This window comes from Bradyrhizobium sp. CB82 (assembly GCF_029714405.1).
In the GTDB taxonomy this organism is placed as follows: Bacteria; Pseudomonadota; Alphaproteobacteria; order Rhizobiales; family Xanthobacteraceae; genus Bradyrhizobium.
The window spans coordinates 144,052-159,306 of record NZ_CP121651.1 but is presented as its reverse complement, the minus strand read 5'-3'; the positions used below and the strand labels follow the sequence as shown (position 1 = coordinate 159,306).

Sequence of the window (15,255 nt, the reverse complement as noted above, 5' to 3'; positions counted from 1 at the left end):
CGAACTGGCGTCGAACAGCGGTAGTCGGCCAGGAGCTGCTCGCAACGAGGAAGTCCTGGCCCTGACGGCATCTATCTACCAGGAATGCATCCCAGGCACGCGCCAGCTGCGCATCTCGGTCGTTGGCGAGCGGTGCCGCGCACAGCTCTGGATTTCGATCTCGCGATGTCAGATAGCATTGACGTGCTCGTGCAATATAGCGGCACTATGCGTATAGATTTATCTCTTCGATCAGTAACGTCACCGATTGATATTTGGTGCGCGTAATTTCACGGCTCAGCGACAGCGATGAATGGACCCTCGTCGAGCGAATTTGCCGTTGGTTCTCGCATAGAGGTAAAGCTCTCAGCGGGGCCGCGTTTGGGCGGCAAGACCGGAACAGTGGTTGGTCTTGGCTATCATCCGAAGAGCCTCCGTATCCTGTTGGACGGATCAAAATCACCGATAACCCTTCACTTCACGTACCTTCTAGTCGTGGACAAGTGATCCCGGCTCCCGGACTTCGAGGCGCCCCCCGCCCAAGAGCCCCTCCCCAAGAACGCTGCGTTAGACCGAGACCCCTCTCGCAATTTGATTGCTTTCCTCCACAATTTCCGAATGGCTTTTTTGCAACGCTGGGCCCAAGAGCGCCGGACCATAGTGGCGGCGAAGGCCGCGGCACCGTTTAGCACCCCAATGATAACCCCGCACGTCGCCGCCATCGCGCCTTTCGGACAGGCAGCACCTTCAGATGCCACAACAACAGATTGCACCAAATCCACTTCGCCAACGTGTGGTGTCGAGGACCCGTCCGATCGCCAGTGCAAGCAAGGCAAGCAAATGCTTAAGGGGGCTGCGGGTGGATTCCTCAGCCCCCTTCTGACCCGCGACTGGACATGAAAGCCCGTGGGTGCCGATGCCGGCGGGTTTTGCTTGTTATCTTAAAGCTCTGCCGGCGCGACAATCACGATCGGTAAGCCGAGGGGACGAGAGTGAAGCCCCCGCCGATGGCACTCGACGGGGGCCGTGCAGGTGGATGGCGCGAGGCTCTGGCTGGAGGGCTCGAGGTGTCGCAACAAGGACCCGCAGCATCACCAATACAGGATGACGATTGCCCAGAATGTTATGTAGGTCACTTAGCCCACCGATCAGACTGGCTTAATTGGCTGGCGGAACGTGAAGGCTAAACTGATGCGGAGAATCCCGCCGGCAAGCGAAAACGAGCGGGTAGCCGGTGCAGAGCCGCAGCTTTTTCCCACCTCTGGAGAGGAGGTCTGCACTGTGAACAGATGGAACTGAATCCTTTGCACAAGCTTGGTAAATCGAATGCGTGGCCAGCCATATGACCGTTGATGAGTAATGCTCCCCATAATTGGTGGAAATCTGCTGCGATCTATGAGATCGCACTGGTCTCTTTTCAGGATTCCAATGGAGACGGTAAGGGCGATCTGTCGGGCCTTCTGTCCAGAATTGAGTATCTCAAATGGCTTGGCATTGATGCTGTTTGGTTGACACCGATCTACAAGAGCCCTTTTCGCGACTTCGGCTACGACATTAGCGACTACTGCGCTATCGACCCCGTATTTGGCAGTCTCGATGACATCGACCGCCTGATTGCAGAGCTGCACGATGCGGACGTACGGCTCATTCTCGATCTGGTGCCCAATCACACGTCCAGCGAACATGCCTGGTTCGCTGAAAGCCATAGATCGCGCGATAATGCAAAGGCAGACTGGTATATCTGGGCCGACCCGTCGGAGACGGGGAGCCCGCCGAACAATTGGCTGAGCCGATTTGGTGGCAGCGCTTGGGAATGGTGCGAGGCGAGAGGCCAGTATTACTACCATTCGTTCCTCGTCGAGCAGCCCGATTTGAACTGGCGTAGTGCAGAAGTGCGCGCGGCAATCGCGGATGTTATGCGGTTTTGGCTGGATCGCGGCATCGACGGCTTTCGGGTCGATGCCAGCGCTGTCCTGATCAAGGACGCCCTGCTCCGCGACAATCCACCCAATCCCGAAAAGAAGAACAAGCCGCCCACGCAACGCTTGACACCTGTGTTCACCGATGATCGGCCCGAGACGATGCGATGCATCGAGTTCATTCGCGAGGTGCTGGACGATTATGATGACAGGCTGTTGTGCGGCGAGGTTCAGGGCAAGATTGACCGGATTGGCCACTTCTACGGCACGGAACGGCCGCGCCTTCACTTACCGTTTAGCTTCGCGTTGCTCGATTCTCATTGGGACGCACTTTCGCTGCAGGCAGCAGTCGACGCATATCTCAACGCCTTGCCCCAGGGGGCGTGGCCCGTCTGGGTGATTGGCGGACACGACAAGCAGCGCATAGCCAGCAAGGTCGGGCCAGATCAGATGCGCGTACTGGCGATGTTGCTGATGACGCTCAAGGGCACGCCGTTCTTTTACATGGGCGATGAGATCGGCCGCGAGCGGGTTACCATCCCGTCTGATCGCGTTCACGATCCCTTCGAAAAGCTCGTCAAAGGCTTCGGTCTTTGTCGAGATCCCGAGCGCGCACCAATGCGATGGGATGCCACCCCCACCGGCGGATTTACCTCGGGTGATCCGTGGCTGCCGCTGGAGGCCAACGGCACGCCGAATGTAGACCAGCAACGACGCGACGAGCATTCGATCCTGCAACTGTTTCGGCGATTGCTCGCGCTACGACGGGCGAATGCCTGTTTGCAGCACGGCGAGTATCAGGCGATCCGGTCGCGCAATGACATCCTGGCATTCAGGCGCGTCCTCGGCGAAAGTGAACTGTTGATTGCGCTCAACGTCTCTGCCGAACCGCGAAAGTGGGAATGGGAGGGGTTCGGTAGCGTGCTGTTGTCTACGCATTTAGATCGGCCGGCCGAAGCTTCACCGCGCACGTCGCTGCTTCTGCGTGGCAATGAAGGCGTGGTTATCGAACTCCATAAGCCGTGACAATTGGTGAACATTTCGGACTGCGTTGTGGCGAGAGGATTCGACGTCCAACAGTTTCAATTTGAGCCTGGTCAAGGCTAAGCCGCGCGCATGGCGCGGGAAGCGATGCTCGGGTCAAGCGCTAGCCGTTGGTCTGGGCAGCGGGAGTGGATTGCGAAAGTCAAAGTGCCGCCACGGTTGCAAAGCCGTGCTCCGCGGCCTCGAGAGCAGCGGCGATGTCGGCCTCGGTATGGGCGGCGCAAAGGAACATGTTGTGCTTGGGATGAAAGTAGACGCCCCTTGCAAGCATCGCGCTGCAGAAGGCCGAACCTTTCCGGTAGTCTGGGTCCCCGTCAAACAGCAGGGTCGGCATTTGCGCTGGCCCCGATTGACGGATTGAAAGACCGAACCGGGGTGCTCAGCGAGGCCCGGCGCGCCGAGTTGCTGGCAACACCGGAGGAGCGCTTGCACGCGCCCGAATCGCTCGCGCTGTGTTCGCAGACCTGAATCGGTACGCCGCCACGATGCATTTCGTCGGGCAGCGCACGATCTTCAGCCTGAATGGCGATCGCGCAACGGGCGAAGCCTACTGCATTGCGCATCACCTCACGATGGACGGGGAAAAGCGACGCATGATGGTCGCCTATCTGCGCTACCTCGACGCCTTCGTGAAGATCGACGGCGCGTGGTTGTTCGCCGAACGTCTGCTCTACGTCGACTGGCTGGAGGAGCGCGGCCTTTCATAAGGGCGACGAGCCAGAAGTGTTAAGTAAGGGCTCCGTCGCTGCCTGGATGACTTGAATAGTGTGTTCACCGATTTAGACATGCAGCCTTCGCCTCGGACATTCAAAAATGGATTCTGCAATCCTTTCAGCAATCGCCGGATTGATCGGCTCACTGATCGGCGGAGTGTCGACATTTGCCGCTTCCTGGTTCACACAGCACAAGTTGCTCGGTACTCAGACGCGTTTGCACCATGTAGGGCAACGCCAAAAACTCTATTCCGAATTCATCATTGAAGCGACGAGATGCTGAGCGCAAGCATGGAGCCACCAAGCCGAGGGACCCGAGGTTATCAGCAATCTTTACTCTGCGGTTGAGCGCATGCGACTGGTATCGTCGAGCAGAGTAGTGAACTGAACCGAGGAATTATTGCGCGGTGTTATCGCAGCCTATGCCGAACCCAACAGAACACTTCGATGAGTTGAGGCAGCGCTTGCAGCAGCGCAGTGAGGAACACGACCAACTGAGGGAATTCACGGAAGCCTCTATAAGGGAATTGAGCTCAAGTGTCTAAGCCTGCATTCGCCTTTAGAGGCGTGCCTCAATCCGGACGCTCGGCGACCTTCACGATGGGCCAACTGATCCGTACGCCGGGCGATCTCGTCCGCCCTTCCGCGGCGCGCTCATAACGCGCCACGTGGGTGGCTTGGTCTCCATAGGCAGGTCAATATTTTCTACGCGAGCCTGTGTGGGGTCTCCCATTGCTGGAGACTGCAGAATGGGTCTTAAAGGAGGTGTACGCCATGTCTAGCTACCTTGTTTATGTCTGCCAGGCGGTGAAGAACCCTGCGGGGCTCGAGCGCTACTGGCAGAAAGCGCGGTACCCCGAGAATGTAGATGTGCTCGCAGGGTACGCTCCATTCGAGGTGCTCGACGCGGATCAGGATGAGCACGTCGAGGAATCGTGTTGGCTGAATTCCCTCCGTTCGAGCGAACGGTCGATTGGTTCAACGGTGATGCATATGTCGGGAGGGCAATGAATATCTCGGCATGCTCGTGGAGAGCGGAGTCGCGCCTACCGGCAAAGCCAGTGCTCGCATGCCTGCGTATGTCGTGTTCGTTTGCCGTGAAATTTTTGACCGGGAGGTACTCAATACCTATCGGCAGCGCGTGAATGAAGCGTTGGAGGGTCACCCCGCTCGGGTCTAACCACACCCTGGAGGGACAGGATCCAGTGGAGGGAGTGACTGAGTACGAGTTCCCCTCAAGGGAGGCCGCGCGAAGTTCGTATGACAGCATGGCCCATCGGCAGACCCTGCAAACATCGGAAAAATGGGTGCAAAGTATCTGGTCATCCTGACGGAAGGCGGCGTGGGGTGACCGTCGAGCAGCGGATGCCGCACACCAAAGTCGCTGGCTCGCTGGCGAGCTGCTCCCTCCTTTTCCTTGTCGCCAGCGATCAAGGTGATATGAATTCGGATGTTGAGCCGGCGGTGAGCTTTGAATGACCGCGTTCGGCCGGTCGGAGCCGCCGAACAGATTATCTTACCCTAGGGGTCGCTGGGACGACCCCGGCGCCAAGTCCGTAAGACAACGTCAGAGGTGGGAGACGAGAATGGCAAACGCTTCCGAGCGACGGAAAGTAGTTCGTGCGGCCTGCCCGCATGACTGTCCGGACACCTGTGCCATGCTGGTGACTGTCGAAGATGAACGGGCGGTTGATGTTCGAGGCGACCCAGAGCATCCCTTCACGCGCGGGGGGTTATGCGTAAAGGTCAACAACTATGAACAGCGGGTCTACAGCCCGGAGCGACTGCTTCATCCGCTTAAGCGCTCGGGGCCGAAAGGCAGCGGCCAGTTCGAACGTATCACTTGGCACGAGGCGATGGACACAATCCGCCGTCGCTGGACCGACATCATCGATCAATTCGGAGCGACTGCCATCCTGCCCTACAGCTATCTCGGCACCGAGGGCATCCTCAACGGCCTCAATGTCGGCGATGCATTTTTCAACAAGCTTGGCGCTACCGTTAGCGAGCGGACTTTTTGCGATTCGGGCTCGTGTACGGCCTACTTCATGACCATCGGTCCCTCGCCCGGCATGGATCCGGAAAGCTTCAAGCACTCGAAATACATCATTCTCTGGGCCTGCAACACGATCAGCACCAACTTGCATCACTGGCCGTTCATTGCCGAGGCAAAGAACAAAGGTGCAAAGTTGGTCGTGATCGACCCGTTCAAGACACGTACTGCCCGAGAAGCCGATTGGCACATTCCTATTCGTCCCGGGACCGACGCGGCTCTGGCGCTCGGCTTGATGAACATCCTCATCGGCGAGGACCTGGTCGACCACGATTACGTCCAGAACTACACGACCGGATTTGACGAACTCAAGGAGCGCGCCAGTGCCTACACACCGGAGATGGTTGCGAAGATCACCGGGATTCCGGCGCAAGATATCAGGACGCTCGCGCGCGAATACGCAACCACCCAACCGAGCGTGATCCGCATCGGCGTCGCCATCGAGCGCCACGCCGGCGGCGGCCAGACGGTGCGCGCCGCCGCTTGCTTGCCGGCGCTGGTAGGTGCCTGGCGCCATGTCGGCGGCGGCATGTTGCAGTTGCCGATCTGGGCTTTCCCGGTCAAATGGGAGAACTTGATGCGCCCGGACTGGATCAAGCCCGGCACGCGCGTGCTGAACCAGTGGCGACTGGGACCGGCACTGACCGGCGAGGAGCCGCTCGATCCGCCGATCAAGTCGCTGTTCGTTTACAATTCAAATCCCGCCATCGTGGTCCCGGAGCAGGAAAAAATTATCCAAGGCCTCAAGAGCGAGGACCTTTTTACGGTGGTCAGCGAGCAATTCCTCACCGACACGGCCCGGTACGCAGACATCGTACTCCCTGCCACCACGCAGCTCGAGCAGTTCGATTTGATGTTCTCGTGGGGGCATCTCTATTTGTCGCTGAACCAGCAGGCGATCGCGCCGCTCGGCGAGTCGGTATCCAACACCGAGTTGTTCCGGCGGCTTGCCCACACCATGGGCCTCGATAATCGCCAATAGCAGCGGAGCGATGAGGAGATGGCAATGGATGCTTTGGATTGGGCGAACCCTGCCCTTCAAGGAATAACAATGGATCTTCTGAGGGAGAAGGGTTGGGCGCGCCTGAATATAGGAACGCCGGACACATACGCGCCCCATGCCAACGGCAACTTCCTCACGCCGTCCGGCAAATGCGAATTCAAGGCCTCAATGGCGGCGGGCGGCAACTTCGTGCTCCCGCTCTTCCGTCAAGGCTCGAACGAATTCCAAGCGGGCGAGCCAGTCGATCCGTTGCCAACCTACGTTCCACCTAACGAGTCGCCGGCGACCAACCCAAGGCTCGCCGCCAAATATCCGCTCAACATCATCTCCCAGAAGAGCCACGCATTCCTCAATTCCTCCTATGGCAACTTGCCGCGTCAATTGCATCACGCCGGAGAGCAGTTCGTGCTTGTCAATCCGAAGGATGCCCTCGCGCGGAATGTTGGAGAAGGGAGCCCCGTTCGGATCTTCAATGATCGCGGCAGCTTCGAGGCGATCGCGAAGGTGAGCAGCGACGTCATGCCAGGTGTTGTCGTCGCTCCGCTAGGATATTGGCACAGCCTGAGCCGAACGGGTGCGACCGTAAATGCTCTCAACCCATCAGCCTTTGCAGATCTTGGACGCGCGCCAACTTTTTCCGACACCTTGGTCGAAGTTGCGATCGCCGAGTCAGCGATTGCAGCGGAATGATGAACCGTTCGGTGCTGCCCAGGGTCATCTGTCTGATCTGGCTCGTCACAAGCGCTAGACTGAAGGCGCCTAACGGCGTTCAGTAACCACCCCATTCCGCGAAGGGACTTCACGTCTAGACCGCGGCTTCGAATGTTACCATCAAGCGTGGGAAATCGGGGAAGATCGTAGGCGTAGGGGCGGGGGAGCGAGCGAACCCCCGATTCGGACAATCCGGCTCTGGTTCTGCAGTAAGTGGCACCGTTCGATTGTCCGTTTTGCTCGCCCTAATATCCTATTCTACGAAGAGCACGTAATAGCGCTGTACCATCGGATCTGCGCACTGCATCGAATGGGGTGAAGATGCATAAACAAAGGAGAAGATACAGAAACAAAGGAAAGTCGCACAGCGATCCAGCCGTGCGACGTCCGACTAAAAACGTCGCACGAGACCCGTTTTGGTCTCAATCGACATGTGCGAAGCTATTGAAAAACCAGGATTTTTACTTTGGTGGGCGCACCAGGGCTCGAACCTGGGACCCGCTGATTAAGAGGCGTATGATTTCCTAGTAAAATCAATAGCTATTCCGACAAACCTCCCCCAACAGGTTTTACCCTTGTCGGAATGGCTCGGTAGGAAACTCTCGACGAAGAGCAGCTCGTGTTTGGATGAGTTCTTGGAGTTGTCGGCCCCCGACAGTTTTCAGCCGAGTTTTTGGTGTCCGCGGGCTAATCGCCGATCGAGGCCCTGAGGGTGTCCATCCTTTCGCCAGCCCGGCGCCGTGCAGGACCTTTTCGTCTTTGGAAGTCGCTCATTGAGGCGATGCCCATCACCCTTCGGGGAATGGTCAAACGAACTGTCGTTGAAGGCTGTCGGCTTCGCGATTTGATCAGCGAGGGGACTGGCTGCGATTGTAAGAAAGCGGCACTCGTCGAACCCGGTTGTGCCGCGGGTCTTGTGATCTGCTCCAACGGTCTCGCCGATCAGTACCATCCTACCGAGCAACTCGAAGAAGTACCTGATTGCTCCGCGCTTACTTCGTCGCTTCGATACTTCCCTGTGGATTGTGCGAGCAAACCTATAGATTTGCAGCCTTCAGTCGTGCCGACTTACAGGCGCAGGTGCTTCTCTGTGTGTAATAAGTTTCAGGAGGGTGCCGACCGATGACCCAGCTCGGCTCTGTCTTAACTGCTCTTGCCCTGGCGCTTACCGCCTACTTTGCCGTAGCTGCTTGGCAAGCGACTGCTGAGGATCGCCGAGATGTGGCTCCAGTGATGATGTGGGAATCAACTGAGGCGCTGACGCAACAGTAGACGAGGAACTCGCCTCTACCATCATTTGTGAACGGCGAGAGCACCTCTGTACGACTAGGATTACGTCCATTGCGAGAACGTGATGGATACGCCAAAACCGATCATCCCAATCGATATATTGCTTATAGTCGCGATCAACGTGATCGCTGCCGTGGTGGCTTACTACCTGATCGTACTCTGGGGTTTGGTAGGCGGGTAAGCCAGCAGCTTATCGGCCGGCGTGTTTACAAACTTTGCTCCTTCTCCCCTTGTGGGAGAAGGCGCCTCGTAGATTTGCGAGTGAGATCAAATGGTTGCACGACGAGTGTCCCGATCGTGTCCCGAACAGCTTGCCGACTTGTACGCGTACCGAGCTGCTACTTGAGCAACGACTATGATCGAGCAAGCGGTTGTGGAAAGGCAGTTTGGCAGCCCTTGATTGGCGGTCAAGCGCCGGGCACTTTGGCGAGATGAATATCTATACTTGGGCAGTGGTGCTCGCAACGATAGTCGGCCCGTTCGCGGCCGTTATCACGCGCTGGAATGATCAGCGCCGGGAGGCTCGCAACAGACTGCTGCACGTCTGCCGGGTGCTGATGGCTACCCAGCGCTCAAAAGTGTCCCAAGATCATGATGCCGCATCAATCTCGTCGAAGTCGAGTTTCGGAGTTAAACCGGTCATCGAGGTGCCGTTGCTCTAGCCCATTTTCATGCACATGGATCGGATCGTTCGTGACCTCACGCCGGGTAGGCGCTCCGAAGAAGACCGTCCGCGGTATTTTTCGGAATATGCTCCGCGCGAAAACATCGTGCTCTTGGGCGACCCGGGGGCCGGCAAATCGCACCTTTTTCGCATCTTCGCCGGCACCGAAGGCGGACGCTATGTGACCGTCCGTAGCTTCCTCGCGACTCCAATCACTACGAAAGGCGAGGTTCTTTTCATCGACGGCTTGGACGAGAAGCGCGCAGGGCGCGGCGATCGCGACACAGTCGATGCCTTGCTCACCAAGCTGTTCGAGACCGCACCATCCAAAGTCCGGCTGTCTTGCCGGGCCGCCGACTGGCTGGGTGAAAGCGATCTCGCCTCGCTGAAGCCATTTTTCGACAAAAGCGGCGGAGCGCCCGCGGTGCTCGGCCTCGCGGCACTGAACGAAGGTGAGTGCCGCGCCGTGCTCACAGCGCAGAGCCTAACAGTGGATGAGGCAAACGCGTTCATGAAAGCGGCAGCTGACCGCGGTCTCGGAGAATTCCTGCGGAATCCGCAGAACCTCCTGATGCTGTTGCGCGTGGTCCGCAGTGGTCAGTGGCCAGAGACGCGATCAGAGCTTTACATGATCGCCACTAGGCTCCTGCTTGAAGAAGCCGACCGCGACCATGCGTTGAAGAAATCGGGAGCGCTTTCGGCGAGGGAGCTTCAGCCGGTTGCGGGGGCCGTCTTAGCTGTGAGGCTTATCAGCGACGTCGAGGGCATAGGGCTTACGGACCAATCCGGCACAGACGCTGTTCCTGGCTATCGCAGCCTCAGCTTCCTTGATCTCGATTCTGTGCGTGCTGCCCTGACCCGGCGAGTGTTTGAAGTGGGATCTGCACCGGGGAGCGTGGACTACGCTCACCGCGTAACAGCGGAATACCTCGGCGCCTTGTGGCTATCGGAAGCCGTTCGGGACGGCCTGCCCCTTCAGCGCGTGCAGGCTCTGCTTGGCGTCGATGGCCATCCAGCGCCGGAACTGCGCGGCCTGCACGCGTGGCTTGCAGTGCACCTTCCAGAATTCGCGCCGCGCCTCATCGAAGCCGACCCTTACGGCGTCCTGACTTACGGAGACGCGGCTTCGCTTTCTCCATCGAACTGTGCGTATCTCGTCGGCGCTCTCGGCCGCTTATCGCAGACCGACCCTTGGTTCCGGCGAGGCGCGCGGGAAGAGCCCGCGGTGGGTGCGCTTTCGCGTGCTGACATGGTCGGCGAGTTTCGCAAGGTGATGCGCTCGGAGAATGCCGGCTTTGGCGTCCGCTCCATCGTTGTCGAGGCGTTGGCGCTAGGCACACCGCAGCTTGCGCTAAAGGAGGACCTCGCTGCCGTTGTGCTGCGGAGCAAATCGGCTTATGCGGAGCGTCGCACCGCCATCCACGCGCTGGTCAATCTGGGCGCCGGCGGGAAGAAGGCGCTGGCGCGACTCTATCCGCGCTTGGGAAAGAGCGTCGCCGAGCTGCGGCTGCGTGCCGACATTCTTCGTGAATTATACGGAGACCCGTGTGACCCGGCGGACGTGATCGCCCTGATTGACGATGTCTGGACCAGCTCGGACGAGCTGCCGGGCGGCGTGCTCTGGTTTCTCGCGGATGCAATCCCGCTTAGTGACGTTCCGGCCATTCTCGACGGCGTGAAGCACCGCAAGCGCACGGGGAAAATCGCCCGCCGCAACGCTTGGGAAATCGCCGGCTTTTACAAGCGCGTTCTCATGCGTGCCTGGAATGAGCTCGCAACGATCGCGCCTCCGCAGGCGCTGCGGTGGCTTCTGGTTTGGCACACGTTTCGCGATAGCTACAGCGCCGGCGATGAATTTCGCGTAGCTATCGGCGCCAAGCCTGACCGCGTGGCCGCCGTTGTCGATTATTTCCTGACGATCTGCGGCGCAGGAAAGAACATCTGGCTCGACTTCTATAATATGCAGGAAGCGACGCTCCACATCCTCAGTCCCGACCAGATACTTAGGCTGCTGATCGATCATGCGCAGAAAGAGCCTCTCGGCAGCGCCAAGCGCGCCTTCTTATATGAAGCCGCTTTTCCGTTCACATGGCGTAACGGGGCGATGTCGGGCCCGTTGACCTTTGCGGAGCTTTACGCGCTCGGGGAAACCGACGCCACGCTGCAGCCCATTCGTGACCGCGCTGTCGCGGTGAAACTTCCCGACCGCTATCTTGAGCGCAAGCGCGGCCGTAGCAGCGACGACAAGGAAGCAGAAGAGAGTCGCGCGAGGCATCGCGCCGAATTTGAGGCGAACGTAGAATCCATTCGCTCAGGTCAGCATCTCGGTTGGCTCAGTTTCCTCGCGGAGATTTATTATGGGTTGTTTTCCGACCTTGATCGGAAGGCGCCGCCGCGCGACAGGCTTGCCTTCATAATTGGTGACGCCAATGTCCCAGCTGCGATCGAGGGACTTAAGGCAGTGCTCACGCGTCACGATCTGCCAACGCTCAAGACTGTGGCGGACCTTGCGGCAGAACGCAGGCTCTACAACTGGTGGCGCGCAATTCTTGCGTCCTTGGATGAACGTTTCGCTGCCGAGAAAGCCCTCGGATCGTTTTCCGATGACGTACTCTCGGCAGCCATCGCATTCGAGTTGACGGAGCCTGTGTACGTAATCCGCGACGGAACGGAGGGCTGGCGGACTGCGGCGTGGAAACAGGCGGCCATCGAGCAGCGGCCAACGTTGGTGCATGATGCCTACATGGCGATCGCGCGAGTACGTTTAAGCAGGGGCGATCAGCACATCGACGGATTGCATGAATTGCTGACCGAGCAACCGTTTGCTCCCTATCGCGCCGCGACGGTGATGGAGTTTCTGCGGGACTATCCCAACGCAAATATCTTCAGGCTGGGCGAGATGCTCGACGCGATGCTGACGACGCCGGATGCCCATCGAAGGTTCATTGACCTTGCGGCTACAGTCATCGAGAAAAAGGTTGCCGTCGACTTGCCGCAATACGACAAGTGGATCGCGGCGGCTTACATCGTCGCGCCCGCGCGATTCGAAAGCGCGGTTGACGCGCTCGTACACGCCCGGCCCGGCGCCATATTTGATCTCCGTGATTTCGGCAGCGGTCGCCACGCAAATGGTAGGAAGGGAATCGCGCTCACGCTCAGCCAATTCGAATTCTTGGCGCGGCTGGGTGGGAGCTTGAACCCTTATGCCTCGCCCCCGAGCGGTGGCTGGAATGGCGACACCAATGCGTGGGATGCCTCGGACTACGTCAATTCGTTGATCAATTCGATCAGCGCCAACCCGTCCGAAGTGGCGACGCTGGCGTTGTCACGGCTTGAGGCGGAGCCGGCGCTCGCCAGCTACAAGCCATTCATTCTCAATGCCAAGGCCCAGCAGAAGGAGCGACGTCGTGAGGCCGACTATGACCGCCCCGATTGGCAAAGGTCGGTCAATGCTTTTTCCAAGGGGCCGCCCGCAACCGTCGCTGACCTTCACGCCGTGCTTCTTGGCCATCTGGACGATGCTAGGACCACGTTAGGACATGGCAACACAGACGGTTATAAAGTGTTCTGGAATCTCGATCGTTATGGTCGTCCAACGGAGCCCTTGCCGGAAGAGACCTGCCGCGACCGGCTTGTTGACCGCCTGCGTCCAGGGTTGCTGCCGCTGTCGGTAACAGTTGAGCCCGAGGGACATATGGCGCACGACAAGCGCGCCGACATGATGGTCGCCATGCCGGCTCGCAAGATTCTCTGCGAGCTTAAGCGCGATTATCACTCTGATGTCTGGACAGCCGCCGAAGGACAGCTTGAGCGATTTTACACGCCCGACCCTGACGCGGGCGGCTTCGGAGTTTACGCCGTGTTCTGGTTTGGTGATAAGCGGCCCGCCAAGATCTCTGCGGCGCCCGGCGGCCAGGTCACGCCCTCCTCGGCGACAGAGATGGAGCAGATGCTAGTCGAACTGGTGCCACCCGAGCGGCGGACGCGGATCGCCGTGCGCGTGATCGATGTGTCGGGCATGGTGCCTCCCTTCGCCAAGCCAAAACGCAAGCCGAAAAAGGTAAGCCGAGGGCGCAAGCATCCAAAAGCCGCGAAGAAGACTCGCAAAGCGGCCGCTTCTAAAACGAAGAAGCGGTCGCCGGCAAAGGCCGTCAAAAAGAAGAAGAGCGCGACGACGAGGACGGCATCCAAGCCACGTGGCCGCAAGCGCGCACGATGAATTTGTTGCTTCGCAGCTTTAGCGCAAAGCAATGACCGAGGTCCGCTTCTAACGTGGCCTCGGTGCTCTTCGTCAGGATGCACCCACTTGTACGGCGTGCTGCTCGGTCAACTTGATCATGCGACGGGAGGCTTGTAGTTGCGCGTGCCGCAGGATCGGCATCGGAGAACGGTTCTAGCCTCCAGATCGGCGTATCACACATCCTCGCGCTCTTCCGCGTGATCAACCGCTACGTCGGTAACTTGCAGCCCATGCCCGGCGTATTCCCTGACTACCCGGCTCCAGTGATCAGCAACACCGATGCCGGGCACCGAGATGGTACCATGCGCTGGGGCATGCCGCCACCACCGCGCACAGGCGGGCCGCCGGTCACCAACATCCGCAACACGTCATCGCCGCACTGGAGCGGCTGGCTGAAGCCGGAGAACCAGGCGCTTTCCGCAGCGCTCACATCAAACATCAACCAACCGCGCGGCGGACGAGGTAATTGGCCTCACTGCTGCCAACAATGATCTAGTGCAGCGTGCCCCGATGCGGTGGAGCGATGTTGGATTGTTCATAGAAGTATTGCAACTCGGCCTCGAGACGCTCGTTGAGCAAGAGGAGCGCCTGCAAGGCCCCGTGAACGTCGCCCCGGTATTCTTCGATCAATCTGTCTATCAAGTCGTTAATCGGCATCGTTCGCTCCCACGGCGTCTGGTTCCATCAACCGCGCCTAGTGGGTTCAACTTGCCTTCAATGCACAGCTTGTTCCCTTGGCTGGGGCGCAAGCCGTGAGGCGTTCACCGCGACGCGATGCGGAAATCTGTTGGTGTGTACGTGTGACATCCGAACAACATACAAGCAGAAGAATGCGCCGGATTGGATGAACACCGGGAGTCTTCCCCGCTATTCACAGGACGCGAGCCGAAAGCCAGGTGTTATCGTCAGAGCGACAGTGCTGCCCATGAAGCGGCTCTTGCAACTGCGCTTTGGAACCGAAACGATAACGCTAGGTTGGCTCGGGGGGGCACATGTTTGACGTTTATTTAAACGAAAGACGCGACCTGCTCGTCGTTAGTAAGGGACTTCCTATACCCGCACACAAGCCGGGGCGATGGCGCAAATCCAGGAAGAAGGTTCTCAAAGTCAGTGACGAGATCAAGTCGGCGGTTCAAAGGCAAGGCTACTACATTCGGAAGCTGAGCGACGCAAAGGGGACCGTCACGTCTTCTGATCGCTAAGCGAGCGCGGTCGTCGAGCCGATCCATCCCAAGGCATGCCGGTGATCCTGACGACTGTCGAGAAGCGGGACGTGTGGATGCGCGCGCCATGGGATGAGGCGAAGGGGTTGCAGCGACCATTGCCGGATGATGTGCTCAGGATCGTGATGCGCGGGGCGGAGAAGGAAGAAGGCGGTGGGTTGATTGCGAATAGCCTGGTTGGTTAGCTCGTCGTTGCCCCATCCAACCGAGCCAGCCCAGCCTCGATCACGATGATGTCTTCCTCGATTTGCTGGACGGTACTCGTGGAGTCGATCCCGGTGCACGCATCCAGGTCCGCGATTAGTTTCCGGCGCTGTATCCGAAGCTCATCTAGCGCCGTCCGGTCCTTGAGGGAAACAAAGCCCTCCACGATCAGCTCAATAGCTCCTGACATCTCCCATACCCCCTGGGCCCTA

The 15,255-nt window shown here is 58.8% G+C and carries 13 protein-coding genes and 2 pseudogenes; 12 read left to right on the top strand and 3 right to left on the bottom strand.

All coding sequences use genetic code 11. The features are described 5' to 3' along the window. The first annotated feature begins 1,331 nt into the window (after positions 1–1,331). Positions 1,332–2,924 (top strand): alpha-amylase family glycosyl hydrolase, encoded by a 1,593-nt coding sequence (locus QA640_RS44555; protein WP_283043652.1) that lies wholly within the window; start codon positions 1,332–1,334, stop codon positions 2,922–2,924. A 160-nt stretch (positions 2,925–3,084) separates the two neighbouring features. Here the strand turns inward: QA640_RS44555 and QA640_RS44550 are convergent, their stop codons facing one another. Further along, entirely contained in the window at positions 3,085–3,276 is a 192-nt protein-coding gene (locus QA640_RS44550) for a hypothetical protein (RefSeq protein WP_283043651.1), read from the bottom strand. A 118-nt stretch (positions 3,277–3,394) separates the two neighbouring features. Between QA640_RS44550 and QA640_RS44545 the strand changes: the two genes are divergently transcribed. From QA640_RS44545 to QA640_RS44505, 9 genes and pseudogenes are all read left to right on the top strand, one after another. Then, entirely contained in the window at positions 3,395–3,649 is a 255-nt protein-coding gene (locus QA640_RS44545; protein ID WP_283043650.1) for a nuclear transport factor 2 family protein, read from the top strand. 106 nt (positions 3,650–3,755) lie between these two features. Beyond that, positions 3,756–3,938 (top strand): hypothetical protein, encoded by a 183-nt coding sequence (locus QA640_RS44540; RefSeq protein WP_283043649.1) that lies wholly within the window; start codon positions 3,756–3,758, stop codon positions 3,936–3,938. A gap of 491 nt (positions 3,939–4,429) precedes the next feature. Continuing rightward, positions 4,430–4,666 (top strand): hypothetical protein, encoded by a 237-nt coding sequence (locus QA640_RS44535; protein ID WP_283043648.1) that lies wholly within the window; start codon positions 4,430–4,432, stop codon positions 4,664–4,666. Between the two features lie 336 nt (positions 4,667–5,002). After that, the gene (locus QA640_RS44530) at positions 5,003–5,134 is read left to right on the top strand and encodes a hypothetical protein (protein ID WP_283043647.1); all 132 of its coding nucleotides are present in this window, start codon (positions 5,003–5,005) and stop codon (positions 5,132–5,134) included. Between the two features lie 107 nt (positions 5,135–5,241). Further along, a pseudogene (locus tag QA640_RS44525) lies at positions 5,242–7,401 on the top strand (molybdopterin oxidoreductase family protein). Positions 7,402–8,544: 1,143 nt separating this feature from the next. Further along, positions 8,545–8,694, top strand: coding sequence for a hypothetical protein (locus QA640_RS44520; RefSeq protein WP_283043646.1), 150 nt, complete (start codon positions 8,545–8,547; stop codon positions 8,692–8,694). A 404-nt stretch (positions 8,695–9,098) separates the two neighbouring features. Further along, complete coding sequence (locus QA640_RS44515) at positions 9,099–9,374, top strand: DUF6680 family protein (protein ID WP_283043645.1); 276 nt, start codon at positions 9,099–9,101, stop codon at positions 9,372–9,374. A 297-nt stretch (positions 9,375–9,671) separates the two neighbouring features. Next, a complete protein-coding gene (locus tag QA640_RS44510) occupies positions 9,672–13,595 on the top strand; it encodes a hypothetical protein (protein ID WP_283043644.1) in 3,924 nt (1,307 codons plus the stop codon). Between the two features lie 251 nt (positions 13,596–13,846). Further along, a pseudogene (locus QA640_RS44505) lies at positions 13,847–14,032 on the top strand (SOS response-associated peptidase); the annotation flags it as partial. A gap of 76 nt (positions 14,033–14,108) precedes the next feature. On the opposite strand, the gene QA640_RS44500 reads toward QA640_RS44505, so the two are convergent. Further along, a complete protein-coding gene (locus tag QA640_RS44500) occupies positions 14,109–14,273 on the bottom strand; it encodes a hypothetical protein (RefSeq protein ID WP_283043643.1) in 165 nt (54 codons plus the stop codon). A gap of 335 nt (positions 14,274–14,608) precedes the next feature. Between QA640_RS44500 and QA640_RS44495 the strand changes: the two genes are divergently transcribed. Both QA640_RS44495 and QA640_RS44490 read left to right on the top strand, forming a co-directional pair. After that, positions 14,609–14,818: a hypothetical protein gene (locus tag QA640_RS44495; protein ID WP_283043642.1), complete on the top strand. Its 210-nt coding sequence runs from the start codon at positions 14,609–14,611 to the stop codon at positions 14,816–14,818. A 35-nt stretch (positions 14,819–14,853) separates the two neighbouring features. Continuing rightward, on the top strand, positions 14,854–15,024 hold the full coding sequence (locus QA640_RS44490) for a hypothetical protein (RefSeq protein WP_283043641.1): 171 nt from the start codon (positions 14,854–14,856) through the stop codon (positions 15,022–15,024). Here QA640_RS44490 and QA640_RS44485 read toward each other — a convergent pair. Continuing rightward, positions 15,021–15,233 (bottom strand): hypothetical protein, encoded by a 213-nt coding sequence (locus QA640_RS44485; RefSeq protein WP_283043640.1) that lies wholly within the window; start codon positions 15,231–15,233, stop codon positions 15,021–15,023. The genes QA640_RS44490 and QA640_RS44485 overlap by 4 nt on opposite strands. Between the last annotated feature and the right edge of the window lie 22 nt (positions 15,234–15,255).